This window comes from Janthinobacterium sp. SUN211 (assembly GCF_030587315.1).
Lineage (GTDB): Bacteria > Pseudomonadota > Gammaproteobacteria > Burkholderiales > Burkholderiaceae_D > Janthinobacterium > Janthinobacterium kumbetense.
The window spans coordinates 49,226-73,859 of the sequence record NZ_JAPWIC010000007.1 but is presented as its reverse complement, the minus strand read 5'-3'; the positions used below and the strand labels follow the sequence as shown (position 1 = coordinate 73,859).

Below are 24,634 nucleotides of genomic sequence, written 5' to 3'. Positions count from 1 at the left end.
GGAGAAATCAATGAACGCACCGCAAGCCGCCACTTTCAAGCCTAAAAAATCCGTCGCCTTGTCCGGCGTCACCGCCGGCAACACGGCGCTGTGCTCGGTCGGCAAGACCGGCAACGATTTGCACTACCGCGGCTATGACATCCTGGACGTGGCCGACAGCTGCGAGTTCGAGGAAATCGCCTACCTGCTGGTGCACGGCAAGCTGCCGACAGCCGCCGAACTGAAAGGCTACAAGGCCAAGTTGAAATCCCTGCGCGGCTTGCCGTCGGCAGTGAAACTGGCGCTGGAAGCGCTGCCGGCCGCCGCCCACCCGATGGACGTGATGCGCACGGGCGTGTCCGTGCTGGGCTGCACCCTGCCGGAAAAGGACGACCATAACGCGCCGGGCGCGCGCGACATCGCCGACCGCCTGATGGCGTCGTTCGGCTCCATGCTGCTGTACTGGTACCACTACAGCCATAACGGCAAGCGCATCGAAGTGGAAACGGACGACGACTCGATCGGCGGCCACTTCCTGCACCTGTTGCATGGCGAAAAACCGTCGGCGTCGTGGGAAAAAGCCATGCACACGTCGCTGATCCTGTACGCGGAACACGAATTCAATGCATCGACCTTCACCAGCCGGGTGATCGCCGGCACGGGTTCGGACATCCATTCCGCCATCACTGGCGCCATCGGCGCGCTGCGCGGCCCGAAACATGGCGGTGCGAACGAAGTGGCGCTGGATATCCAGAAACGCTACGACAACGCCGATGAAGCGGAAGCGGACATCCGCGAACGCGTGGCCAACAAGGAAGTGGTGATCGGCTTCGGCCACCCCGTCTACACGATTTCGGACCCGCGCAATAAAGTCATCAAGGAAGTGGCCCGTTCGCTGTCGCAGGAAGCCGGTTCCACGAAAATGTTCGACATCGCCGAGCGCCTGGAATCGGTCATGTGGGAAATCAAGAACATGTTCCCGAACCTGGACTGGTTCTCGGCCGTGTCGTACCACATGATGGGCGTGCCGACGGCGATGTTTACGCCGCTGTTCGTCATCTCGCGTACCTCGGGTTGGGCTGCCCACATCATCGAGCAGCGTATCGACAACAAGATCATCCGCCCGAGCGCCAACTACGTGGGTCCGGAAGACCTGGAATTCGTCCCGATCAAGGACCGCAAATAATGAGCACCAACATGAACACCTTGCACCGCAAATCCTTGCCGGGCACCCAGCTAGACTACTTCGACACGCGTGCCGCCGTCGATGCGATCCAGCCAGGCGCCTACGCCACCTTGCCCTACACCTCGCGCGTGCTGGCCGAAAACCTGGTGCGCCGCTGCGACCCGGCCACCTTGAACGCTTCGCTGAGCCAATTCATCGAACGCCGCCGCGACCTCGACTTCCCGTGGTTCCCCGCGCGCGTGGTCTGCCATGACATCCTGGGCCAGACGGCCCTGGTCGACCTGGCCGGCTTGCGCGACGCCATCGCGGCCCAGGGCGGCGACCCGGCCCTCGTCAACCCGGTGGTGCCCACGCAGCTGGTGGTCGACCACTCGCTGGCCGTCGAATGCGGCGGCTTCGATCCCGACGCCTTCGCCAAGAACCGCGCCATCGAAGACCGCCGCAACGAAGACCGTTTCGACTTCATCGACTGGACCAAGAAAGCGTTCAAGAACGTTGACGTGATTCCTCCAGGCAATGGCATCTTGCACCAGATCAATCTTGAGCGCATGTCGCCCGTGATCCAGGTGCAGGATGGCGTAGCCTATCCGGACACCCTGGTGGGCACGGATTCGCACACACCGATGGTCGATGCGCTGGGCGTGATCGCCATCGGCGTGGGCGGCCTGGAAGCGGAAAGCGTGATGCTGGGCCGCGCCTCGTGGATGCGTTTGCCCGACATCATCGGCGTCAAGCTGACGGGCAAGCCGCAGCCGGGCATCACGGCCACGGATACCGTGCTGGCGCTGACGGAGTTCCTGCGCAAGCAGAAGGTCGTTTCGTCCTACCTGGAATTCTATGGCGAGGGCGCGTCGCACCTGACCCTGGGCGACCGCGCCACGATTTCCAACATGGCGCCGGAATTCGGCGCCACGGCCGCCATGTTCTATATCGACGAGCAAACCATCAAGTATCTGAAATTGACGGGCCGCGACGACGAACTGGTGAAGCTGGTGGAGCTGTACGCGAAAGAGACGGGCCTGTGGGCCGACAGCCTGAAGGATGCGCAGTACGAGCGCGTCCTGAGCTTCGACCTGTCGTCCGTCGTGCGCAATATCGCCGGGCCGTCGAACCCGCACAACCGCGTGCCGACGTCGGAACTGGCCGCGCGCGGGATTTCCGGCGTGGTGGAAAACGAGCCGGGCAAGATGCCGGACGGCGCCGTCATCATCGCCGCCATCACCAGTTGCACCAACACGAACAACCCGCGCAACATGATCGCCGCCGGTTTGATCGCGCGCAATGCCAACCGCCTGGGGCTGACCCGCAAGCCGTGGGTGAAATCGTCGCTGGCGCCCGGCTCGAAGACGGTGGAACTGTACCTGCAGGAAGCGGGCTTGATGCCGGAACTCGAACAGCTGGGCTTTGGCGTGGTGGCTTTCGCCTGCACCTCGTGCAACGGCATGTCGGGCGCGCTCGATCCCGTGATCCAGGACGAAGTGGTGTCGCGCGACCTGTACGCGACCGCCGTTTTGTCGGGCAACCGCAATTTCGACGGCCGCATCCACCCGTACGCGAAGCAGGCTTTCCTCGCCTCGCCGCCGCTGGTGGTGGCCTATGCCATCGCCGGCACCATCCGTTTCGACATTGAAAAGGATGTGCTGGGCCATGACGCGGATGGCAAGCCGATTTTGCTGAAGGATATCTGGCCATCGGACGAGGAAATCGACGCCATCGTCGCCGCCAGCGTCAAGCCGGAGCAGTTCCGCAAGGTGTACATTCCAATGTTTGCCGCGCAGGCCGACGATGGCCAGAAAGTCAGCCCCCTGTACGACTGGCGTCCGCAGACGACGTATATCCGCCGTCCGCCGTACTGGGAAGGCGCGCTGGCCGGCGCACGCCCCTTGAAAGGCATGCGTCCGCTGGCCGTCCTGGGCGACAACATCACCACCGACCACCTGTCGCCATCGAACGCCATCATGCTCGACAGCGCGGCCGGCGAGTACCTGGCGAAAATGGGCTTGCCCGAGGAAGACTTCAATTCCTACGCCACGCACCGGGGCGACCATCTGACGGCGCAGCGCGCCACGTTCGCCAATCCGACCCTGAAGAACGAAATGGTCATCGAGGACGGCAAGGTGAAGGCCGGTTCGCTCACGCGCATCGAGCCGGAAGGAAAAATCTCGCGCATGTGGGAAGCCATCGAGGTGTATATGGAGCGCAAGCAGCCATTGATCATCATCGCCGGTGCCGACTATGGCCAGGGCTCCTCGCGCGACTGGGCCGCCAAGGGCGTGCGCCTGGCCGGCGTGGAAGCCATCGTGGCCGAAGGTTTCGAGCGCATCCACCGCACCAACCTGGTGGGCATGGGCGTCCTGCCGCTGGAGTTCCTGCCTGGCGTGAACCGCAAGACCCTGGGCATCGATGGCAGCGAAACCTACGACGTCGTGGGCGAGCGCACGCCGCGCTCCACCCTGACTTTGTTGATCCACCGCAAGAACGGCGAGACGCTGCAAGTGCCCGTCACCTGCCGCCTCGACACGGCGGAAGAGGTGTCGATCTACGAGGCGGGCGGCGTTCTTCAGCGCTTCGCGCAGGATTTCCTCGAGTCGACCAAGGCAGCGTAAGCAGTTCGTCATTCACCGGGTGGCGCGCAGGCGCGCGCTGCCCGGCTTTTCAGGAAACCCTATGACCCACGTACCCCAAATCAAAATCCCCGCCACCTACATGCGCGGCGGCACCAGCAAGGGCGTGTTCTTCCGCCTGCAGGATTTGCCCGCCAGCGCGCAAGTGCCGGGCGCCGCGCGCGATGCGCTGCTGCTGCGCGTGATCGGCAGCCCCGACCCCTACGGCAAGCAGATCGACGGCATGGGCGGCGCCACGTCCAGCACCAGCAAGACGGTGATCCTGGCAAAAAGCGCCAAGCTTGACCATGACGTCGACTACCTGTTCGGCCAGGTCTCCATCGACAAGCCATTCGTCGACTGGAGCGGCAATTGCGGCAACCTGTCGGCCGCCGTCGGCTCGTTTGCCATCGCCAGCGGCCTGGTGGACCCCGCCCGCGTGCCTGCAAACGGCATCGCCACGGTGCGCATCTGGCAAGCCAATATCGGCAAGACCATCATCGCCCACGTGCCCATGACGCATGGCGAAGTGCAGGAAACGGGCGACTTCGAACTCGATGGCGTGACTTTCCCGGCCGCCGAAGTGAAACTGGAATTCCTCGATCCGGCGGCAGACGAGGAGGGCGGCGATGGGGCCAGCTCGGCTATGTTTCCTACCGGCAACCTTGTCGATGACCTGGACGTACCCGGCATCGGTGTTTTAAAGGTCACGATGATCAACGCCGGCATCCCGACGATTTTTATCGATGCGGACGCCATCGGCTACACGGGCACGGAACTGCAGGACGCCATCAATGGCGATCCGGTGGCCCTGGCCCGCTTCGAAACCATCCGCGCGCATGGCGCCTTGCGCATGGGACTCATCGCGCATCTCGATGAAGCGGCGAAACGCCAGCACACGCCGAAAGTGGCATTTGTCGCCAGGCCTGCCGGCTATGTCTCGTCCAGCGGCAAGCAGGTGGCAGCGGGCGAGATCGACTTGCTGGTGCGCGCCATGTCGATGGGTAAATTACATCATGCCATGATGGGCACGGCCGCTGTCGCCATCGGCACGGCGGCAGCCATTCCCGGCACCCTGGTCAACCTGGCGGCCGGTGGCGGTCTCCGTAACTCGGTGCGCTTCGGCCACCCGTCCGGCACCCTGATGGTGGGCGCGGAAGCGGCGCTCGTCGATGGCGTGTGGAGCGTCACCAAGGCCATCATGAGCCGCAGCGCGCGCGTGCTGATGGAAGGGGCTGTGCGCATTCCCGGCGACGCCTTTAGCGCATAACCCGCCCAGGCCGGACCGCAACTGGTCCGGCCGATACCTGCCCTGCAAGTGGCGGCACGGAGCGGAGGGCGCTTGCGCGAACAGATCACCAGAACAGGAACGAGCAGCAACTACAACAGATTGCAAGCCTACCGGAGGAGACATGAATTTCGCAGCATTTTATCAACGCTCGATCGACACGCCTGACGCTTTCTGGCGCGAGGAAGCGGACAAGATAGCCTGGCATACCCCGTTTTCGCAAGTGCTCGATTATTCCCGCCCGCCGTTCGCCAAGTGGTTTGTCGGCGGCACCACCAATTTGTGTCATAACGCCGTCGACCGCTGGGTGGAAAGCCAGGGCGATGCCGCTGCGCTGATCGCTATTTCCACGGAAACGAATACCGAGCGCAGCTACAGCTTTCGCGAACTGCAGCGCGAAGTGGAACGCTGCGCCGCGATCCTGCTGTCGCTGGGCGTGGTCAAGGGCGACCGCGTCCTGATCTACATGCCGATGATCGCCGAGGCGGCGTTCGCCATGCTCGCTTGCGCGCGCATCGGCGCCGTGCATTCCGTGGTGTTCGGCGGCTTTGCCGCCAACAGCCTGGCCAGCCGCATCGACGATGCGCAGCCAAAATTGGTGTTTTCCGCCGATGCCGGTTCGCGCAATGGCAAGGCGATTGCCTACAAGCCGCTGCTCGACGAAGCCATCCGCATCGCCGCGCACAAGCCGCAGCGGGTGCTGCTGGTCGACCGCCAACTGGTGCCGATGGAACTGACGCCGGGCCGGGACGTCGATTACGCTGCCCTGCGCGAGCAGCACCTGGATGCGCAGGTGCCGGTCACCTGGCTCGAGTCGAACGAACCGTCGTATGTGCTGTACACCTCGGGCACGACGGGCAAGCCGAAGGGCGTGCAGCGCGACGTGGGCGGCTATGCGGTGGCGCTGGCGTCGTCGATGCGGTACACATTTTGCGGCAAGCCCGGCGAAACCTTCTTTGCCACTTCGGATATCGGCTGGGTGGTGGGCCATTCCTACATCGTGTATGGCCCGCTGATCGCCGGCATGGCCACCATCCTGTACGAAGGCTTGCCCATCTGTCCCGATGCGGGCATCTGGTGGAGCATCGTTGAAAAATACAAGGTCACGCGCATGTTTTCGGCGCCGACGGCCATCCGCGTGCTGCGCAAGCACCCGGTGGAACTGATGCGTAAATACGACCTGTCGTCATTGAAGGCGCTGTACCTGGCGGGCGAGCCGCTCGATGAAACCACGTCGCAATGGATCGCCGATGAACTGAAGGTGGACATCATCGACAACTACTGGCAGACGGAGACGGGCTGGCCTATCCTCTCGGTGGCCAAGGGTGTTGCCAACACGCCGACGCGCCTGGGCAGCCCCGGTCTGGCCATGTACGGTTACCAGGTCAAACTGCTCAACGAGGCGACGGGCGAAGAGTGCGGCGCCAACGAGAAGGGCGTGCTGGTGCTGGAAGGCCCGATGCCGCCCGGCTGCATGCAGACGGTCTACGGCGACGACGCGCGCTTCGTCGACACCTACTGGTCCACCTTCAGCGAACGGCAAGTGTATTCCACCTTCGACTGGGGCGTGCGCGACGCGGATGGCTATTACTTTATTCTGGGCCGCACCGACGACGTGATCAACGTGGCCGGCCACCGCCTGGGTACGCGCGAAATCGAGGAAAGCATCACCAGCCATCCGAACGTGTCGGAAGTGGCGGTGGTCGGCGTGGAAGACAAGCTCAAAGGCCAGGTGGCGATGGCTTTCGTGATCCTGAAGGACCCGCGGGGCTTCGACAGCGTCGAGGCGAAAGCGGTGCTGGAGCGCGAAGTGATGGCCGTCGTTGACCGCCAGCTGGGCGCCGTGGCGCGGCCGGCACGCGTGTTGTTCGTGCCGCAACTGCCGAAGACGCGCTCGGGCAAATTGCTGCGCCGCTCGATCCAGGCCATCTGCGAAGGCCGCAGCCCGGGCGACCTGACGTCGATGGACGATCCGGCATCGCTGCAGCAGATCCAGGCGGCGCTGGCGTAAGCGCCCTGCCGCGAGCAAAGTTTATCGTTTGATAAACTTTGCTTTCAAATCCGGTCGCTTTCCTTGCGCACGACCCTGCCGACGATCAGGCATTCATTGCCGCGGCAGAGTTTACGGTGGTATTTGCGCTGGTCCGGGTTGTCCGACGTCAGCCACCATTCGCCGATATCGCGCGCCATGCGCTTGACCACCGGTTCGCCTTCGTAATTGATGGCAAACACGATGCCATCGGCCGGCCGGTTATCGGCCGTATTGATGATCACCACGTCGTCCTCGTACAGGGCCGGTTCCATGCTCTCGCCCTTGACCTTGATCGCCACCAGTTTTTCCGGGTGGTAGCCATTGCGCTCGACCCAGCTGCGCGGCACGCTGATGGTGCTGCCGTCGTGCGTTTCCGGTTCGATGGCAAAGCCCGTGATGCCGGCCGACAGGCGCAGTTTCACCTTGCGGATCGGGTAAAAGCGTTCATCTTCGCCATCTTCCACGACCACCGGCTGCACGCCGGCCAGCGCGCGTGCCGTCAGCGCCGCCTGATCGGGCGCCGCGCCCTGGTCGAAATACATGCTGTCCAGTTGCAGGTCCGCTTCCAGTTTGCGCGCGATCTTTTCGCTGAAGGCGCGTCCCTCGCGGTAGGTGGGCGAGAGGATTTGCGAGATGCGCGCCTCGCTCCAGCCGCTGACGTCGGAAATCTTCTTGCGCGTGTTGTCGTAGTGCTCGCGGATCAGGGCCAGCAGGCGGTCGCGTCTGTATTGATACATATTCATCTCCACATTAAACCTGAAATTTACCGTTTGATAAATTACCAAATGCTTGACTTTAACATTAGCGATTGATAAAGTCCACTCGTTGCCTGTCGCAAACGCACTACAGCGTTTGCCGGCGGGCAGCACCACGGGAGGTCAGGCAGATGTTGAACAGCAGTCAGTTGGTTGAAAGCAGGGCGGCGCCACGGCAGGGGCGCCAGTTACAGGGGCGCAGCAAGAAGTCGCAGCTGCATATCGCCCGCATCGCGCAGTACATCCGCGAGCAGGGCCAGGCCAGCGCGGCGCAATTGTCCGCCTTGCTGGGACTTGATGCGGGCACCATGAGCCGCTATTTGCGCCACATGTGCGGCCTGGGACAGATCCACCTGGCGCAGCGCCATTGCACGGAGCCGGGGCGCCAGCGGCCCGCCCTGTACGCGCTGGGGGAACAGGACGACGACGTCGATGGCTGGGCCGAATTGCCGCCGCAAGTGCGCCGCACGGCCAACTGGGCGCGCGGCGCGGCGCGCCGCGATCCGCTGGTGGCGGCCCTGTTTGGCCCGGCGGGTAACTGAAACAAGAATCAACGAGGAGAAATCATGGGGTTTGCAGAAAAATTCATCGCATCGCTGTCATCGCAGAACCTGCGCGACGATGCCGTCCACCACGACCTGGACGTGATCGCGGCGGCCGCGCTGGCCGGCGACATGGGCGCCTTGCTGTGCCGCGTCAAATACGCGGACGGCACCGTCAGCCGCCTGTTCGAAGGCAATGCGGGCAACCTGGCCCAATTGCTGCGCGCCTGGACGGCGGTCGTGACGCAGAAGGGCCGCGCGCGGCGCTGGGTCAAGGCGCAGACGGCCTGGGATGCGCAGGCGGCCAACACCTTGTATCGTCGCGTGGCCGAAGCGTCGCTCGCGCATTGGCTCGACAGCAAATGCAAGGTCTGCCACGGTACGGGTGTCGTCGCTGCCATGCAGGCCGGCGCGCCGCTCGTCTGCCAGGCTTGCCGCGGCGCCGGCGAAGCGGCCATCAGCTGCTCCGGCGGCTTTGAGCTCGAACGCATCAAGGACATGGTCAGCGAACTGGAAGCCATCTTCCAGTCGCACGGCGCCCGCGCTATGCGCCGCCTCGGCCACTGAAATTTTTTTGCAATATGCCTGGCGCTGAAAAAAACGCCCCTACAATAGAGTCTCGATCACGCAGCAACGGCAACACAGCTAGCACCCGCAGTACATCACATGCTTCTCCACTCGTAATAGACGCGCTTTCGGCGCGACACCGATAGGGGAAATCAGCGCAGCGAACGGCCTTCATGGCCCCTTCGCCCACCTTCCGTCCGGCATGGCCCCGCGCCATCCGGACGCCAGCCCGCCGCCTCACCGCGTGCGGGCTTTTTCGTTTCACCTTCCATTTTTCAGTTTCTTCCACAAGGCCGCCCCGGCGGTTTTCATCCCACGAAAGGTTTTATAACTATGGCATCGACAGCAAACGGTATCGACAGCTTGATCGTTATCAGCAAACAAAGCGCCGAAGGCAGCAAGGCTGCCGCTGGCGGCGGCCAGATTTATCCCCGCGTCACGGCCACTTTCGACACGGAAGCGGACAAATACGCAAGCGCCGAAATCGACGCCAGCCAGCAGCAGGGCGATACCCGCCTCGGTAACTTCCGCACCACGGGCGCCATCAAGGCCGAAGCGGCGTGCGGCACGTATGCGCCGCTGATGGCTGCGCTGCTGCGCCGCGACTTTACGGCAGGCGGCGTGGCTGCCGCGCAAACCACGATCGCCGCTGCCGCCACGGGCCTGACGCGCAGCGCCGGTTCCTGGCTGGCGGAAGGTTTCCGCGCCGGCAGCGTCGTGCGCATCACCGGCATGACGGCGCCGGCGGCCGCCAACAACGCGAAGAATTTCTTCGTCACGTCGGTGACGGCCACCAACCTGAATGGCCAGTTCATGGATGGCTCGGCGATGATCGTCAAGGCGGCCGGGGACTCGGTCGGCGTGGCGGCGGTCGGCAAGCGCAGTTTCACCCCGTTGACGGGCCACACCACCGACTGGTTCACGGCTGAAGTGCAGGACCCGAAGATCGGCGTGCACCGCAGCTTTGTCGACCAGCTGGTCAGCAAGATGGACATCGCCGTGCAGCCGAACGGGATCACCAGCCTGGACTTCACCCTGATGGGCAAGGCGGAAGGCCCGACCACGGCCGTGCCGTACTTCCCCACGCCGCTGGCCGCGCCGGGCACCGGTAAATTCTCGGGCGCCACGGCGATGCTGTCGGTGAACGGCATCCCGTCGCAGATCTGCACCGGCATGTCCGTCTCGCTGGACGGCCAGGTCAAGGTCGACCCGGTGATTGGCTCGAAGTACGCCACGGCTGCCTCGCGCGGCAAGGTAATGGGTTCGGGCCAGTTCACGGTGCTGCTGCAGGATGCCACCTACCTCGACTACTTCAAGTCCGAGACGGAAATCCCGCTGGCCTACGCCATGGCGTCGGGCACGGCGCCGACGGCCGACGTGCTGGCGCTGGCCATGGGCCGCATCAAGATCACCTCGGCCAAGATCGACGACGGCGAGAAGAACAAGATCGTCACCTGCGCCTTCGACGTCCTGCGCTACAAGGGCGCCGACGCGCAGCACGAGGCGACCACCTTGAGCATCCAGGACAGCGCGCTGTAAGCGGCTGACGCTTGCACCGGGGCCGTCGTGATGGCGGCCTTTTTACTTTTCACCTTGATCAAGAAAGCAGCACACATGAACAACGCACAAAAAATCCAGGCAGGTTTCGACATCGGCAATATCCACGCGGCTGCCACTCCCGTCACCTTCGACGTGCCCGTCATCTTCGACGCGGATGGCGAAGCGGTGGCCGGCCTGACCATCGTCGGCAAGAACAGCGAGCAATATCGCCTGGCCAACAACGCCGTGCGCGCCGAAGGCTATAAAAAATCGGCGCGTCGCAAGACGGCCATCGACGCCTCCACCGACGAAGGCGCGGAATTGCTGGTGCAAGCCATCGACGGCAACCAGAAGCGCCTGGCGCTGGCCGTGGTCACGGGCTGGTACGGTTTCACAAGCAACGGTGCGCCCGTGCCGCTCGATGCTGCACTGCTGGAAGCGGCCTTTGAAAAATACCCGACCTGGCAGGAAAAGGTCACCACGGCGCTGGAAAACGAGTCGAATTTTTTGAAACTCTGACGGCCAGCCTGCTGCGCTACGCCGGGCACCAGTTCGAGCGCGGCGCGAGGGCGGCCGATGGGCATGCCAAGGGCGAGCATATCGACGCGGCCCGGCGCCATCCGCTGTACCGCGCGCCGCCCGAGGAGGCGGTGCCACCCATGCCGTTCGAACTGACCCACGTGTGGGAGTGGTTCGCGCAATTGAACCGCAAGCGCCAGAACGGCATGGCCGTCAACCCCATCGCCAGCACGGAAATCCTCGCCTGGCAGGCGCGCCACGGCATCGCCATCGAACCGTTCGAGCACCAGTTGCTGGACCAGCTCGACGCGCTGTTCCTATCGCACCAGCATGCGGCGGGCTGACCCGAATTTTTCAACCCGGCCGCCATGCGCGGCTTTTTTTATGGGCCAATCATGCCAGAGATAACAGAATTAAAACTTGTCATTGACTTGACGAAGGCGACCGACACCGCGCAGGTACTGAAAGCAATCAGCGAGGCCAGCCTGGCTGCGGCCGAGGGCATGAAGGCGAGCAATACGGAGGCGGAATCGTCGGCGCTGTTGCTGCGCGCCCTGGCGGAGCAGGCACGCGATGCCACCGCCGCCTCGAAGGCCCTGGGGACATGGAATGCCGGCGAGGCGAAGTCGCTGGCCGATGCCTTCAAGGTGGTCAATGGCCTGGGCAATGCCTATACGCGGCTGGCGGCTTTCCGTGCCGCGGGGAGCGCCGCCACCGCAGGCGCAGGCGCCAAATATGGCGCTTTTGCGATTGAAGAGCAGCGCCAGGACAAGCTGGATACGGCAGGCAAAGAGGCCGCCGATGCCAAGGCAAAGGCAGCACCGGCAACTCCGGCAGCCCCTGCACGCAAGTATAGCGAGGCGGAATGGAAGGAGGCGGGTGAATTTGCCAAGACGTTCGGTGAAAAGCTGGAGCGCGCGTTTGGCAAGGTCGGCGGCACCATCGGAAAAATGACCACTGCCTTGCTGGGCTTCAGGAAGGCGCAGGACGATATCGATTTTAACTTCGCCAAGGAAGTGAAGGAAGATCCGTCCGAAAAAGGGCAGGAAAAGGCGCAGGAAAACAAGAAAAGGGCCACGGTCAAGCAGTATCACGACATGGCGACTGCCGCGAAAGGCTTTTTCAAAGAGAAGTCGGCCGGCTATGAACTCATGGAAAAGGTGGAAAAAGGCTTCCGTGCCTATGAATTTGCCATGAATGCCAAGTCGCTGTTTGAAAAGCTGACGAATATCACCCTGGTGACGACGGCGAAAACAGCAGCGACGACTGCGGAAGTTACAAGTACTGCTGCATCTGTCGCTCCGGTGGCTGCCGCGGAAGCTGCCAAGTCCAGCGCCTACGGAACGTCGGCCCTTGCCGCTTCGCTGGCTGCGCCATTTCCAGCCAATATCGGCGCATTCGCCATGGTGGCCGGCATGCTGATGGCCATCGGCGTCGCCGTTTCCGGCGGCGGTGGTGGCGATACCACTGCCAAGGACAGGCAGGCGGCAACCGGCACGGGCACGGTATTGGGAGACAGCAGCGCAAAGAGTAATTCGATCGCGAATTCGCTGGAAATCATGGAGAAAAACTCCGGACTCGGGCTCGCGTACTCCGCCTCGATGGCTTACTCGCTGCGCCAGGTGGTGGCGGGCATAGGTGGCTTGGGGGGACTGTTGGTGCGCAATTCCGGCGTGACGGGCGCCATGGCGCCGGATACCAAGGGCAGTGCGGCGACGTTTGGCTCTTCCGCACTTGGCGTTGCCATCACGGGCGGCGTCATTGGCCTGACACTCGATAAGCTGACAGGTGGGCTGGTAGGAAAAATCACGGGCGGCATCCTTGGCTCTATCTTCGGAGGTAAAACGACGACGATCGACACGGGCCTGATGTTGAACAAGGCTACGCTGGACGGCATTCAGGCGGGAGGCGTATCGGCCAGTCAGTACACGGATACGAAGACGTCGGGTGGCTGGTTTTCCCGTGACAAGAAACGTACGGCATTGAATGGTCTCGACCGCGAAGCGAACGATCAATTCAGCAAAGTCATTCTCGGCCTGTCCGACACCGTCAAGGCGGCGGCCGGCATGCTGGGAATGGGCGGTGATGCATTCAACGTACGGTTGAAGTCCTTCGTGGTCGATCTGGGCAAGATCTCGCTGAAAGACCTGAAGGGTGACGAGATTCAGAAAGCGCTGGAAGCCGCATTCTCCAAGCTGGGCGACGATATGGCCAAGTTTGGTGTGGGTGGCCTGGAACAGTACCAGAAGGTTGGCGAGGGTTATCTGGAAACCTTGGCGCGCGTTGCGAATGACTACATGCAAGTGACGGATGTGCTGGCCGTACTGGGCAAGTCGTTCAATACGACAGGCCTGGGCGCCGTGAAGTTGAGCGAACATCTGATCGACGCGGCTGGTGGAATCGACAAACTGACAAGTGGTACGGGTTTTTTCGTGGAAAACTTCCTGACCGAGGCGGAACGTCTGGCGCCGATTACCAGGTCGGTCAATGAAGCCATGGGCAAACTGGGCCTGGCTGGAGTGACGACGATGGATGGCTTCAAGGCTGCCGTCCTGTCGGCTGCCGATGGCGTGGCAACGGGCCAGGATGGAGCTGCGGAGCTGTACGCATCCCTGTTGGCCCTTGCCGAGCCGTTCAAGACCGCTGCCGACTATGCCGCCGACCTTAGTGCCGCCACGGGCGAGCTGGCCGCAGTGAGCAAGACGGCCAGCGACATCGCCAGCGAACGGCGCGACTTGCAACAGCAGTTGAACCAGCTGACGCAAAGCGAAGCGCAGTTGCTGGCTGCCCAGCGCACCAGCGTCGCTGAAACGAATCGGGGGCTGTTCGACCAGATCCAGGCCGTGAAGGCGGTGACCAGCGCGAAGGATGCGCTGGCCAAGGCCTATGAGACGGAATCGGCGGCGGCCAAGTCGGCACTGGAGAAGTCGAAATCGTGGGTGACGACCTTGAACGGGCTCAATGCCAGCATGGCGTTGGGCGCCCAGTCGACGCTGACCCCGGAGCAGAAGTATGCGGAAGCACGGGCCCAGTTCGAGAAAACCCTGGCGGCTGCGAATGCGGGCGATTCGACGGCGCAATCGGGTTTGTCCGCCGCCGAACAGGCGTTTTTGACGGCATCGCAGGTGGTCAACGCCTCCGACGCCCGCTATGCGGCGGATTATGCCCGCGTGGTGGAAGCGAACAAGGAAGCGTTGAAATGGGCTGCCGAACAGGTCGATGTGCAGCAGGCCAGCCTCGATGCGCTCAATGCTCAGGTATCGGGATTGATCAAGATCAATGACAGCGTGCTGACGGTGGCGCAAGCCATTGCCGGCTTGCGGGCAGCGATGGGCGGTGCGGCAGATCTTGGCGTCCAGTTCAGCAATCCACCCGTGATCGCTGCACTGGCGGCGATGACAACCCCGGTCGCGGCGGCAGTCTTCGACCCCGTGCGCTACTCGTCGGCCGCGAACGTCGGTTCCGACGTACTGGTGGCCGAAATCCGCGGCCTGCGCGAGGACAACCAGGCCATGCGAGCCGAATTGGAAGGCTTGCGCGCCGACCAGCGGGCGCAGACGGGCGCCACCATCCAGGCCACCTTTGAATCGAACGCCAACGCCGCCAGGACGGTGGTCGATGGCGTGGACAAATCGTCCCGGGCATCCGCCTGGGCCAATGCAGTGAAAGGAGAATACGCATGACCGATGCGCAATTTCAGGAATGGCTGCAAAGCTCGTCGGCCATCCGCATGGTGCTGATCGAGGCGCAGGTGAATGTGGACGGCCGCGAGGTGACGCGGTATATCTCCTCCCGGCCCTACGTCACCGGGCCGGTTGAGGTGCCGGCGAATACCGCGTACCAGCCGCTGGCCAAGGGCGGCCTGGCCTTCACGGAACAGGTCAGCCTGTCCGGCGAGGCGGGGCTGTCGGGCGGCGATATCGAACTCGATAACGCCGATGGCGCGCTCGATGGCTGGCTGGACGACGTCTGGATGAACCGGCCGATCAAGGCCTGGGCCGGCGATGCATCGTGGCCGCGCGCCGACTTCCAGCTGGTCTTCGACGGCATCATCGCCGACGTGGCCAGTGCGGGGCGCGAGTCGGTCAACCTGGTACTGCGCGACAAGCTGCAGCGCCTGAATACGCCGATCACCGAGGCGAAGCTGGGCGGCACGACGCCCAACAAGGACGCCATCCTGCCGATGCCGTTTGGCGAGTGCCATAACGTGGCGCCCTTGCTGACCAATCCGGCCACCCTGGAGTACGGTTTTCTTGGCGCGGTCGAATCGACGTTCGAGGTGCGCACCAATGGCAAGCCGATCGCCGTGGCCTTGAATGACCAGGCGGGACGCTTCAACCTGACCACGGATCCGTTTTCCACCACGATCACGGCCAGCGTGCAGGGCGACAAGGGCGGTGGCTATGCGCCGCGCATCGCGCCGCTGGTGCAGCGCATCGCCACCGCCTACGGCAAGGCGGCCGACCGTTTTACCCCGGACGACCTGGATTTGGTCAACCTGGCCGCTTTCGATGCGGCCCACCCGCAGCTGGTGGGCCTGTATGTTGCGGACCGCACGAACCAGGCGCAAGCCATCCAGCAACTGGCGGCCAGCGTGGGCGCCCAGGCGATCATGTCGCGCACCGGCCAGCTGCGCCTGGTGCAGATCGCGCTGCCGGCCGCCGGCGTGCCGGTGGAAATCGGGCCGGAACAGATGCGCGAGCGTTCCTTGCGTCCCGCGCAACGTGTGCCCGTGACGGCCGCCGTGAAGATCGGCTTCGATCGCAACTACACGCTGCAGGCGGGTCTGACGACCAGCATTCCGCCCGCGCATGCGGATTTGTACGCCACGGAATGGCTGACGGAGACGGCCGTCGACGCGGCGGTGCGCACCCGTTACCGACTGAGCGACGATCCGGTGCAGATCGATACGTGCCTGAAGACGCGGGCCGACGCCCGTGCGGAAGCGCAGCGGCGCCTGGCCTTGAACAAGGTGCCGCGCACCATTTACGAATTCGATGGAGAACCCGAGATGATGATGCTGGAACTGGGACAGCCCGTACAACTGCGCGCTGAACGCTTTGGCTTGCAGGATGGCGTACCGGGCGTGGTGGTGCTGCTGTCGCGCTTCTGGCTGACGGGCAGAGTGACGGTGGGGGTGCTGGCATGAGCGCGATTGTGGGGGAACGCGACAGACTGATTATGAATACCGTGCCGCGCTTCGCGCCGGCCAACGACCGCGTGCTGCTGCTGGCTGCTACGGCACAGGCGTTCAAGGTGGCGGCCACGACAATTGCCGCGCCTGCCAGCATCGATTTCACGGCGGGCCTGGTGAACATGCAGGGTCAGGTGACATTCACCGCCAGCAACGCCAGCGTGCTGACGCGCGTCGGTAATGTTGCCAGCATGGCGTATGCCGGTATGGTGGGCGACAGCGTGACGGTCACGGGCAGCATCGTGGTCGACGGCCTGACCTACACGGCCAGCCAGACGGTGAGCAAGATCTTCGACGGCGTGACGGGCAATTCGGCGCGCGTCTGCTACAGCAAAACCAGTCTGCTGTCCCTGGGAAGCACGCCGGCGACGCTCAGCACGGAGGGGGCAACATCCTATCCGCCAATTGATACCTGGGGCGCCGGCACCGTGTGGGAGGGTTCGCCGCCGCTGTTTGGCGCCGGCGAATCGCTGTACCGTTCGGATGGCATTTTTAATCCGGCCAGCGGCACCACCAAGTGGGCAGCACCGTACCTGAACGCACTTAAAGTAGGTCAGTTGAGTGCAATCAGTGCCGACCTTGGCAAGGTCACGGCGGGCGATATCTACAGCGCGACGCTGCATGGAGGCGCCGGGTATCCGAGCAATAACTACGGATGGCCCAGCAACGGCCGCAGCGGCTTTCATTTGAGCGACAAAGGATTGCTTATTGGCAATATTAATGTGCCAGGTGGTTTTTTTCAGCTGTCGAGTACGGGCTATTTTGAGATGCCAGGACTTACCGTGACGCCTGGATCTGCGGTAGCTCCCCCGGTTGCAAAGTTCTCCGGCGTACTGTCGGGCGTTGTCGGCTCCTTTCAGTTGATCCAGAGTCCCAATCGCGTTGCCGGTAACAATGAAGGGTACGACCAGACAGGAACTGGGCTGTATTTTTACAACTCCGATGGCAGCATCGCCATGGCTTGTGGGAAGTGGCCGCGATGATCGGCCTTTGGACCTTTAAAACCGACGGCACGCCGGTCATCACACCCACTGTTGCTGGCGGTGTCTTCCTGGGCATGCACGAGCAAAAGGTCGGCGATCCGCTGGTACGGACCTTCTACGGCGCTGCAGGCCTGGCGCTGCGTATCTACCAAGTACACGGCGGCAGCTTTACCTGGGTTGTTGGTCAGGACGGCGCTGGTAACCCCCAGCTTATTTTTACCGTTCAACCCGCAACTTTTAACGGCGGTCCCATTCTTTTATTGGTATTTGCCGTATGAGCCTCTTTTTCAACACGGATGCTGGCCATCGCTTGATCGACAACGTCAATCTGGTGCCCGAGTTTATTGGCAAGGTGACACTTAATCCGACGCCCATTATTTCGAATGACGGTGGCGAATCCGGCTTTCTTTCGCATGGGTATAGCGGTGTCTTACCGGCAACGAACGGTCGGGGATTCATGGTCTTCTGGACGCTGCCAGTCTCCGACGAAAATATCTGGTGGTGGCCGCAGAATCAGTATGGCTTTGCGGGAGTTACCTATGTCCACACGGGAGTTCATGCATTCTTTCCCCCCTCCGTTGCGTTGCCGCCCGTTCTTCCCGAGGCGTATGTATTCTCATTGAGCCCAGTCGAGATATCAACTGCCCGGATGGCTACTCGCCTGTGGGATACCTCCGGGCGCTTGCTATTCGACAGCGGAAAGGTGCATTTGGCGATACAGCAAATTGCGGCAGGAATCAACGTCAGCAGCACAGAATCAAGCCTGGCACTGCCATCGTTGCCGAGGAAGCCCGCTTTTCTAGTGCCGTCAATTATGCGTAACAGGGAGTCCTACAGTACTAGAGGCTCGTCTGCGCGCTTCACCGAGTGGCTTGCCTGTTATCGGCGAACTGACGGGAACGTCAAAGCGAGAATGGTCGAGACGAGTAATTCCAATGTTCCACCTAGAAACACCCATGGTTATTTTGAAGACCAGACCTACGGCAATACCAGCGGCCTGGTGTTGCCGGTCATAGATGCTTCACTTTACGAATAGGATTGACATGACCAACCTCCGCATCATCTACGACAACGCCGGCGACCGGGCTGTGCTGACCGCATCGAGCCAGGCCGACGCGCTGGGGCCGGCCAATCTGCAGCGCGAAGGCAAGTTTTCCGTGCTGCGCTCGCTCGGCCTGGCCCTAACCATCACCGCTACCTGGCCCACGCCCGAGATTATTGGGTGCGTGGCCCTGCCATTTTGCAACCTGACGCCGACGGCGACGATCCGTGTACGCGGCTACGTCGAGCCAGGTGACGCCGTGCCTGATTTCGATACGGGCATCGTATCGGCATGCGAATACGCTGTGCTGGGTATGTGGGATTGGGGCGCGCTGCCGCTCGGTGTGAACGCCTTCAGCTACGGCGGCGGCACGTATGCGCGCTGCTGGCTGCCGATGGTCAGCGTCAAGAAACTGGTGATCGAGCTTGCTGATCCGGACAATCCGGCAGGCTATATCGAGGCGGCGCGCTTGGTGGCCGGCCCCTACTGGAGCCCGGAGCAGAACGCGTCATATGGTGCCGGTGTCATGTCGGTCGACACCAGCACCCAGAACCGGGACGGCGCTGGCGGCCAGACTGTGGCGCGCGGCGCACTGTACCGCAAGTTGTCTTTGGCGCTCGACCATATGACGCCATTGGACCGGGCCGAGGTGTGGCGCATCGTGCGCGGTAACGGCTTGTCGCGCCCGCTGCTGGTCAGTCTCTATCCAGAGAGCGACGACGGCGAGCTCGAGCAGGCGCATCAGGTGTATGGTCGCATTGCCAGCAATTCCGCCATCACCACACCGTATTACCTGGCATATGCCACTAACATCGAAATCGAGGAAATGTAATGGGTGACTTTTTCTACTATGGCCAGAAGGATACGATCCAGCGCCTGAATGAGCTGGCCGGGCGCGGCGCCGTGGTGGCGTCGTATGCTGCAGCAGTGGGGCGGTCGCCACTGGGCGGGCCGAATGGCTATATGAGTCCGGCGTGGCTTGATCCGGGCATCCCAATTGCAACGGCCTTTCCTGTGGCGGTGGGCATAACCAATAAGTACGGTTATAGCTACGTTGGCCAAAATCCCCCGACGGGTATCTGGTATCGGATCGCTACATTTGCAGCTGACGGCGGCAGCAATGCACAGCACCTGCGAATTGATGGTGTAGTCAACAGCGATTGGGCTGCAAGCGCCAGTACCCCGTTCGTCCTCATGCTGGGTGTGCGGAACGGCTTTTATTACGATGCGACGTTTAATGGCGCCGTTTCGATAAACGCGCGAATACAGGTTTTTCAGCAAGTGAACGGAACTTTTGAGGTGTACTTGCATTTCCGAGCCGGGACGTTTGGTTCGGCATCATTTAGTCTGCTGGGCTATACCACTACGACATACGCACAGCCAGTATCAGTGACAGCAACTCCTGCTGGAGCAGTTGTCTATGACTCAGGAAATGCTGCTGTATATCCACCGCGCATGCGCGGTATATCCAATTCAGGCACGTACGCAGGCCTGCACAGTGCAGTACAGGTCAACAACGGGTTATTCTTCGGGGATTGGACTACGGGGGGCGGGTATATTAGACCCTGCTCTGCAGGGGCGGCAGCGGGCGTAGTAAATGACGTACTTTCACTGGGTGTAGGCGGGCTTGCCGGCAGCTACTCGACTGGACAGTTTGTCTGGTATGTTTCAGGCGGTGCAAACTCCCTGGCTGGGAAGGAGGGGTTCCGTCTTATTCTCCGGGCATACGACAAAAATTCCAATACAACTTCCGCAGATTTGGCGAGATTTCAGGGCAATGGCCAAGTGTATGTGCCCTTGCTGAAAGCAGGCAGCACCAATACTGGCCTTCAGCATAGCATCAGTCGCGGCGCTGCCGAGGGCGATCCGATTTTGTACGTTGGCACCGATGCCGCCGCCTATCCCTCTGTATGGGTGGTTGCGTCGAATGGCCAGGCGGGATGGTCGTTTTCGCCCGCAGTATTGACTGTTGGAAAGAACAGTACGACAAGCCGTAGTATTAATGTCACCGGCACGGTGAACACAAATGGCAATGATTATGCCGAGTATATTTTCAAAAGCTCGATGTGCGGCATCGTAGCTCCTGGCCAGATTGTCGGTATCACCGCGGAGAATAAGGTCACCGACATGTGGGCCGACGCCGTGATGTTTTCGATCAAATCAACGGCCCCGTCGTTCGTGGGCGGTGATACCTGGAGCCATGGGGTTGGGCCGCGCCCGTCGGCCCAGGCCGGGGTAGCGCCGACCCGGCCCGTGCGCCGTGCAGATGTAGTCACGTCGCAGGCAGTTCCAGGTATTGAGCCACCGGAATTCGAGGACGTCATAGCCGAACCCGGCGACACTGATGACGAGTGGGCAGCAAAGCAGGCCATCTACGCCGCCGCACTGGCCGCCCACAACACCGCCGTGCTGCAGGATGCCGAAGCCATGGCCGCCTTCGACGCGGCGCTGGAAGTCGAGCGCCAGAAGGTCGACCGCATCGCCATCGCCGGCCGCGTGCCGGTCAACGTGCTGGGTACCCAGCCTGGTGATTACATCGTGCCGGTGCAGGACGGCGCCGGCATCAAGGGCATCGCCGTGCATGAGGACGATCTCAGCATGAAGCAGTACCTCCATGCAGTCGGCCGCGTGATCTCGGCCGAGCCCGATGGCCGGGCTTATGTGATGGTCAAGGCCGTGTAGCAAATCAGTTGTCCACCTTAAACCCGCTTCGGCGGGTTTTTTCATTTCCACCACCTGAAAGGCAATCATGGCCCTCGAAACCACCGCCGCTGGCGGCGCATTGATCAAACTGTTTGGCGTGCCCGTGCTGGCCGGCGCCGCCGCCACGTCGCTGGGCTTCATGTTCATGTGGCCCCAGTCCACCAAGGAGGCATTCATTCGTTTTTGTTCCAGCATCATCATTTCCACCTTTCTCGGCCCCGTGCTCGTGGCCGCCGTGCTGTCGTGGTGGCCCAGCCTGTTTGACAGCGCGAAGACCGTGGCGGGGCTGTATGGCGGCGATCCGGCAACGGGTTTTTTGTTCATCGCCGCGCCGTTGATGGTGGCGGCCGGCTTGCCAGCCTGGTGGGTGCTGGGCGCCTGCGTGCGCTGGTTCGACAAGCGGCGTGGCAAGGATATCGGCGAACTGGCGGCCGATGCGGCCGCTGCCGTCAAGGATGTGCGGGGCATGTTGTGACAGGCGCCCAATTGATGCAGATCATGCCGTTGGCCGGCCGCCGCGCTATGCTGTTCCTGGCGCCCTTGAATGCGGCGATGGCCGAATTCGGTATTGATACGCCGCTGCGCCAGGCAGCGTTCCTGGCGCAGGTAGGCCACGAATCGGGACAGCTGCGCTATGTGCGTGAGCTGGCTAGTGGCGCGGCTTATGAGGGGAGGGCGGATCTGGGCAATGTGATTGCCGGCGACGGCGTGCGCTTCAAGGGGCGCGGCTTGCTGCAGGTGACGGGGCGCGCCAATTATGCGGCATGCGGCGTGTCGCTGGGCCTGGACTTGCTGGCGGCGCCGCAGTTGCTGGAGCAAACGATGTTCGCGTGTCGCTCGGCGGGCTGGTTCTGGCAATCGCGCGGCTTGAACCGCCTAGCCGACGCGGGCGACCAGGAAAGGGTGACGCGCCGCATCAACGGCGGCGTGAACGGCCTGGCCGAACGCCTGGCCTTGTATGCAGCAGCGCGCAAGGTGCTGGAATGAAGCCGTCGTTGAGCATTATGGCCATGCTGCTGTTGTTGGGGGCAGCCGTGTTTTGCGCCCAGCGCTGGGGCCGCGAAGCTGGCCGTGCCGCGTGCGCGGCGCAAGTGCAGGAGGTGCAGGGCCTGTTGGGGCACCAGACCCAGGCGCTGAATGCGATGCGGGAAGAGGGCGCACGCCGGTCGGCACGGGTGCGGCAGGCGCTAGCCACGGCGCAGGCCGGGCAGGCAGACGCCCAAGCTGCAGCGGCGCGCATCCTGGCGCTGCAGCCCGAAGGTGACGCCTGCCGTGCCGCCGAGGCGCTGATCGCCAGCGAAATGCCATGAGGCCGTCGCGTGCGAGTGCGGGGTGGCGGGCCAGGAGGACGGCAGGGGGGCGGTGTGCCAGGTGCGCCGCCGCGCTGTTGCTGATGAGTATATTAACCGGCTGTGCGGCATGGGTGCCGGCATCAAAGCTGGAAACTTGGCCGGTCAGCGCGCCATGCATTGCCACGCGTCCCGCCGCTCCCGCCTTGCCGACGGTGCCATCCCACGGCATCTTCGAGCAAGTGCAAGCCTTGCTGGCGCGCGAGCAATTGCGTGCCGCCCATGTGCGCCAGCTGGAAACGCTGCTTGATGCCTGCTCCGGTGGCTAAGCGCCTATCCCGGCAGGGAGCGTCTTCTGCTGGCAGCGCATCAGGAGCGCGGACAAGGCTGAGGGGGACGCGTGGCGAGCCACGCCACGACGATCAATGTAGTCTTCACTTCCGAGAGGCACCAGCAGGGGATGTATGCCTCTACTGGGATAGGCTCTCAGCACCAATCGCCAGGTTCCAGTTTCAGACTCCAGTTCCCAACGCCAACGCCAACTCCAACTCCAACTCCAACTCCAACTCCAACTCCAACTCCAGCCATCCGCCATCCGCCATCCCCAATCCGCGGCCTGCCAGCCCCGCCGCCTTGTGCCGCCTTGTGGTGCAGGCGGGTGGCGGCATGCGAGAAAACGGTGCATCCATCGTCAAATTGCCTGATCTCTGGCGATTTTCGGCACGATTCTTGTATACAATCCACCTGGCACGATGCGTGCATGGCATACCTTGGTCGTCCCATCCAAGGAGCTTCGTATGCCTCGTCCGCCGCCAGTGTCTTCCTGTCGTCCCGTTTCTCTCTTGCTTTTCCCTTTCACCTGCGTCCATCCGGGCCGCGGTAACCCAGGAAATGGAGCGTAAATGGCCACTCCCCGTCTGAAATCCATCCACCGCAGCGTGCCCGGCACCGTGCCTGCCGCGCCATCGCCCGTCGATGAAATCCTGCCTGCCGGCAAACTGTTTACGCTGGGCTTGCAGCACGTGCTCGTCATGTATGCCGGCGCCATCGCCGTGCCGCTGATCGTCGGCCGCGCCCTCAAGCTGCCGCCCGAGCAGGTGGCGGCATTGATCAGTGCCGACCTGTTCTGCTGCGGCCTCGTCACCCTGATCCAGTCCCTGGGCATCGGCAAGTACTTCGGCATCCGCCTGCCCGTCATGATGGGCGTGACCTTTGCCGCCGTCAGTCCCATGCTGGCCATGGCGAACAATCCCGCCCTGGGCATCACGGGCATCTTTGGCGCCGTGATCGGCGCCGGCGTCGTTTCCATGCTGATCGCTCCCTTCATCAGCCGCCTGCTAGCCCTGTTTCCACCCGTGGTCACCGGCAGCATCATCGCCGTGATCGGCGTGTCGCTGATGCGCGTGGGCGTCAACTGGACCATGGGCGGGCCGCCCGCCATGGCGCAAATCGCCGATCCCGCCTTCCTCAAGATGGCCGCTGCCGCCACGGCGGCCGGCTTGCCCGCGCCAGCCGGTCCCGTGCCCCTGATCGCCAATCCCGGCTATGGGGCGCTGGATAACATGGGCATCGCCTTCTTCGTGCTGGCCGTCATCTTGCTGGTGGCCAAGTATGGCCGCGGTTTCCTGTCGAATATCGCGGTATTGATCGGCATCATTGCCGGCACGGCCCTGTCGTTTGCGCTGGGCAAGGCCGATTTCGCCAAAGTGGCCGGCGCCAAGGCCTTTGCCATCGTCACGCCGTTCCAGTTCGGCATGCCGACCTTCGACGTGGTCGCCATCGTCACCATGAGCCTGGTGATGATCGTCGTCATGATTGAGTCCTTGGGCATGTTTCTGGCGCTGGGAGAGATGACGGACAAGCGCATCACGCAGGACGATATCAGCCGCGGCTTGCGCGTCGATGGCCTGGGCACCCTGATCGGCGGTATCTTCAATACCTTTCCCTACACCTCGTTTTCGCAAAACGTGGGCCTGGTGGGGGTGACGGGCGTGCGCAGCCGCTGGGTCTGCGTGGCGGCCGGCCTTATCCTGCTCGTCATGGGGGTGATTCCGAAGATCGCGCAGACGGCCGAAGCCGTGCCGGCGTTCGTGCTGGGCGGGGCAGGGCTGGTGATGTTCGGCATGGTCGCCGCCACCGGCATCCGCATCCTAGCCGGCGTCGATTACAAGAGCAACCGCAACAACCTGTTCATCGTGGCCCTGGCTATCGGCTTCGGCATGCTGCCGCTGGTGGCGGAACAGTACGCGCAGCACATGCCGAAGGCCCTGTCACCGCTGCTGCACAGCGGCATCCTGCTGGCCGCCATCGTCGCCGTGCTGCTCAATCTGTTCTTCAACGGCTTGGCATCGCAGGAAAAGGCACGGGAGCAGGCGCGCGAGCACACCCATGGCAGCGAGTGAGGCGCCGCCCC

The 24,634-nt window shown here is 62.8% G+C and carries 22 protein-coding genes; 21 read left to right on the top strand and 1 reads right to left on the bottom strand.

Features of this window, described 5'->3' with window-relative positions; translation table 11 throughout:
- Positions 1 to 10 precede the first annotated feature (10 nt).
- The 4 genes from prpC (at position 11) to O3301_RS22115 (ending at position 7,067) form a co-directional block, all read left to right on the top strand.
- Complete coding sequence (prpC, locus tag O3301_RS22130) at positions 11 to 1,165, top strand: 2-methylcitrate synthase (protein ID WP_289914249.1); 1,155 nt, start codon at positions 11 to 13, stop codon at positions 1,163 to 1,165.
- 11 nt (positions 1,166 to 1,176) lie between these two features.
- Entirely contained in the window at positions 1,177 to 3,771 is a 2,595-nt protein-coding gene (acnD, locus tag O3301_RS22125; protein ID WP_305057606.1) for a Fe/S-dependent 2-methylisocitrate dehydratase AcnD, read from the top strand.
- 61 nt (positions 3,772 to 3,832) lie between these two features.
- Positions 3,833 to 5,038 (top strand): 2-methylaconitate cis-trans isomerase PrpF, encoded by a 1,206-nt coding sequence (gene prpF / locus O3301_RS22120; RefSeq protein WP_305057508.1) that lies wholly within the window; start codon positions 3,833 to 3,835, stop codon positions 5,036 to 5,038.
- 142 nt (positions 5,039 to 5,180) lie between these two features.
- Positions 5,181 to 7,067, top strand: a complete 1,887-nt coding sequence (locus tag O3301_RS22115; RefSeq protein ID WP_305057507.1) for a propionate--CoA ligase — start codon at positions 5,181 to 5,183, stop codon at positions 7,065 to 7,067.
- A gap of 44 nt (positions 7,068 to 7,111) precedes the next feature.
- Here the strand turns inward: O3301_RS22115 and O3301_RS22110 are convergent, their stop codons facing one another.
- Positions 7,112 to 7,825 (bottom strand): S24 family peptidase, encoded by a 714-nt coding sequence (locus O3301_RS22110; RefSeq protein ID WP_289910559.1) that lies wholly within the window; start codon positions 7,823 to 7,825, stop codon positions 7,112 to 7,114.
- A 149-nt stretch (positions 7,826 to 7,974) separates the two neighbouring features.
- On the opposite strand from O3301_RS22110, the gene O3301_RS22105 reads away from it, so the two are divergent.
- From O3301_RS22105 to O3301_RS22025, 17 genes are all read left to right on the top strand, one after another.
- Positions 7,975 to 8,385 (top strand): hypothetical protein, encoded by a 411-nt coding sequence (locus tag O3301_RS22105; RefSeq protein WP_305057506.1) that lies wholly within the window; start codon positions 7,975 to 7,977, stop codon positions 8,383 to 8,385.
- Between the two features lie 24 nt (positions 8,386 to 8,409).
- Complete coding sequence (locus O3301_RS22100) at positions 8,410 to 8,952, top strand: hypothetical protein (protein WP_305057505.1); 543 nt, start codon at positions 8,410 to 8,412, stop codon at positions 8,950 to 8,952.
- 333 nt (positions 8,953 to 9,285) lie between these two features.
- Positions 9,286 to 10,491 carry a phage tail tube protein gene (locus O3301_RS22095; protein WP_099667434.1) on the top strand — a complete coding sequence of 402 codons (1,206 nt, stop codon included), beginning with the start codon at positions 9,286 to 9,288 and terminating at the stop codon, positions 10,489 to 10,491.
- Between the two features lie 75 nt (positions 10,492 to 10,566).
- Entirely contained in the window at positions 10,567 to 11,010 is a 444-nt protein-coding gene (locus O3301_RS22090) for a hypothetical protein (protein WP_070289666.1), read from the top strand.
- Between the two features lie 140 nt (positions 11,011 to 11,150).
- Positions 11,151 to 11,354: a hypothetical protein gene (locus tag O3301_RS22085; RefSeq protein ID WP_289904549.1), complete on the top strand. Its 204-nt coding sequence runs from the start codon at positions 11,151 to 11,153 to the stop codon at positions 11,352 to 11,354.
- A 51-nt stretch (positions 11,355 to 11,405) separates the two neighbouring features.
- Positions 11,406 to 14,693 (top strand): hypothetical protein, encoded by a 3,288-nt coding sequence (locus O3301_RS22080; RefSeq protein ID WP_305057504.1) that lies wholly within the window; start codon positions 11,406 to 11,408, stop codon positions 14,691 to 14,693.
- Entirely contained in the window at positions 14,690 to 16,159 is a 1,470-nt protein-coding gene (locus O3301_RS22075; RefSeq protein WP_305057503.1) for a hypothetical protein, read from the top strand. The genes O3301_RS22080 and O3301_RS22075 overlap by 4 nt, the downstream gene beginning before the upstream one ends.
- Positions 16,156 to 17,187 carry a hypothetical protein gene (locus O3301_RS22070; protein WP_305057502.1) on the top strand — a complete coding sequence of 344 codons (1,032 nt, stop codon included), beginning with the start codon at positions 16,156 to 16,158 and terminating at the stop codon, positions 17,185 to 17,187. The genes O3301_RS22075 and O3301_RS22070 overlap by 4 nt, the downstream gene beginning before the upstream one ends.
- Positions 17,175 to 17,465, top strand: coding sequence for a hypothetical protein (locus O3301_RS22065; RefSeq protein ID WP_289910553.1), 291 nt, complete (start codon positions 17,175 to 17,177; stop codon positions 17,463 to 17,465). Before O3301_RS22070 ends, O3301_RS22065 begins: the two co-directional genes overlap by 13 nt.
- A complete protein-coding gene (locus O3301_RS22060) occupies positions 17,462 to 18,223 on the top strand; it encodes a hypothetical protein (RefSeq protein WP_289910552.1) in 762 nt (253 codons plus the stop codon). Before O3301_RS22065 ends, O3301_RS22060 begins: the two co-directional genes overlap by 4 nt.
- Positions 18,224 to 18,230: 7 nt before the next feature.
- Positions 18,231 to 19,061 (top strand): hypothetical protein, encoded by an 831-nt coding sequence (locus tag O3301_RS22055; RefSeq protein WP_305057501.1) that lies wholly within the window; start codon positions 18,231 to 18,233, stop codon positions 19,059 to 19,061.
- The gene (locus O3301_RS22050; RefSeq protein ID WP_305057500.1) at positions 19,061 to 20,911 is read left to right on the top strand and encodes a hypothetical protein; all 1,851 of its coding nucleotides are present in this window, start codon (positions 19,061 to 19,063) and stop codon (positions 20,909 to 20,911) included. Before O3301_RS22055 ends, O3301_RS22050 begins: the two co-directional genes overlap by 1 nt.
- Before the next feature lie 67 nt (positions 20,912 to 20,978).
- Positions 20,979 to 21,407, top strand: coding sequence for a hypothetical protein (locus O3301_RS22045; RefSeq protein ID WP_034785835.1), 429 nt, complete (start codon positions 20,979 to 20,981; stop codon positions 21,405 to 21,407).
- Positions 21,408 to 21,421: 14 nt separating this feature from the next.
- Positions 21,422 to 21,919: a glycoside hydrolase family 19 protein gene (locus tag O3301_RS22040; protein ID WP_305057499.1), complete on the top strand. Its 498-nt coding sequence runs from the start codon at positions 21,422 to 21,424 to the stop codon at positions 21,917 to 21,919.
- Positions 21,916 to 22,242: a hypothetical protein gene (locus O3301_RS22035; RefSeq protein ID WP_305057498.1), complete on the top strand. Its 327-nt coding sequence runs from the start codon at positions 21,916 to 21,918 to the stop codon at positions 22,240 to 22,242. The genes O3301_RS22040 and O3301_RS22035 overlap by 4 nt, the downstream gene beginning before the upstream one ends.
- A gap of 83 nt (positions 22,243 to 22,325) precedes the next feature.
- Entirely contained in the window at positions 22,326 to 22,550 is a 225-nt protein-coding gene (locus tag O3301_RS22030; protein ID WP_289914262.1) for a hypothetical protein, read from the top strand.
- A gap of 573 nt (positions 22,551 to 23,123) precedes the next feature.
- Positions 23,124 to 24,623 (top strand): nucleobase:cation symporter-2 family protein, encoded by a 1,500-nt coding sequence (locus O3301_RS22025; protein WP_305057497.1) that lies wholly within the window; start codon positions 23,124 to 23,126, stop codon positions 24,621 to 24,623.
- Positions 24,624 to 24,634 lie beyond the last annotated feature (11 nt).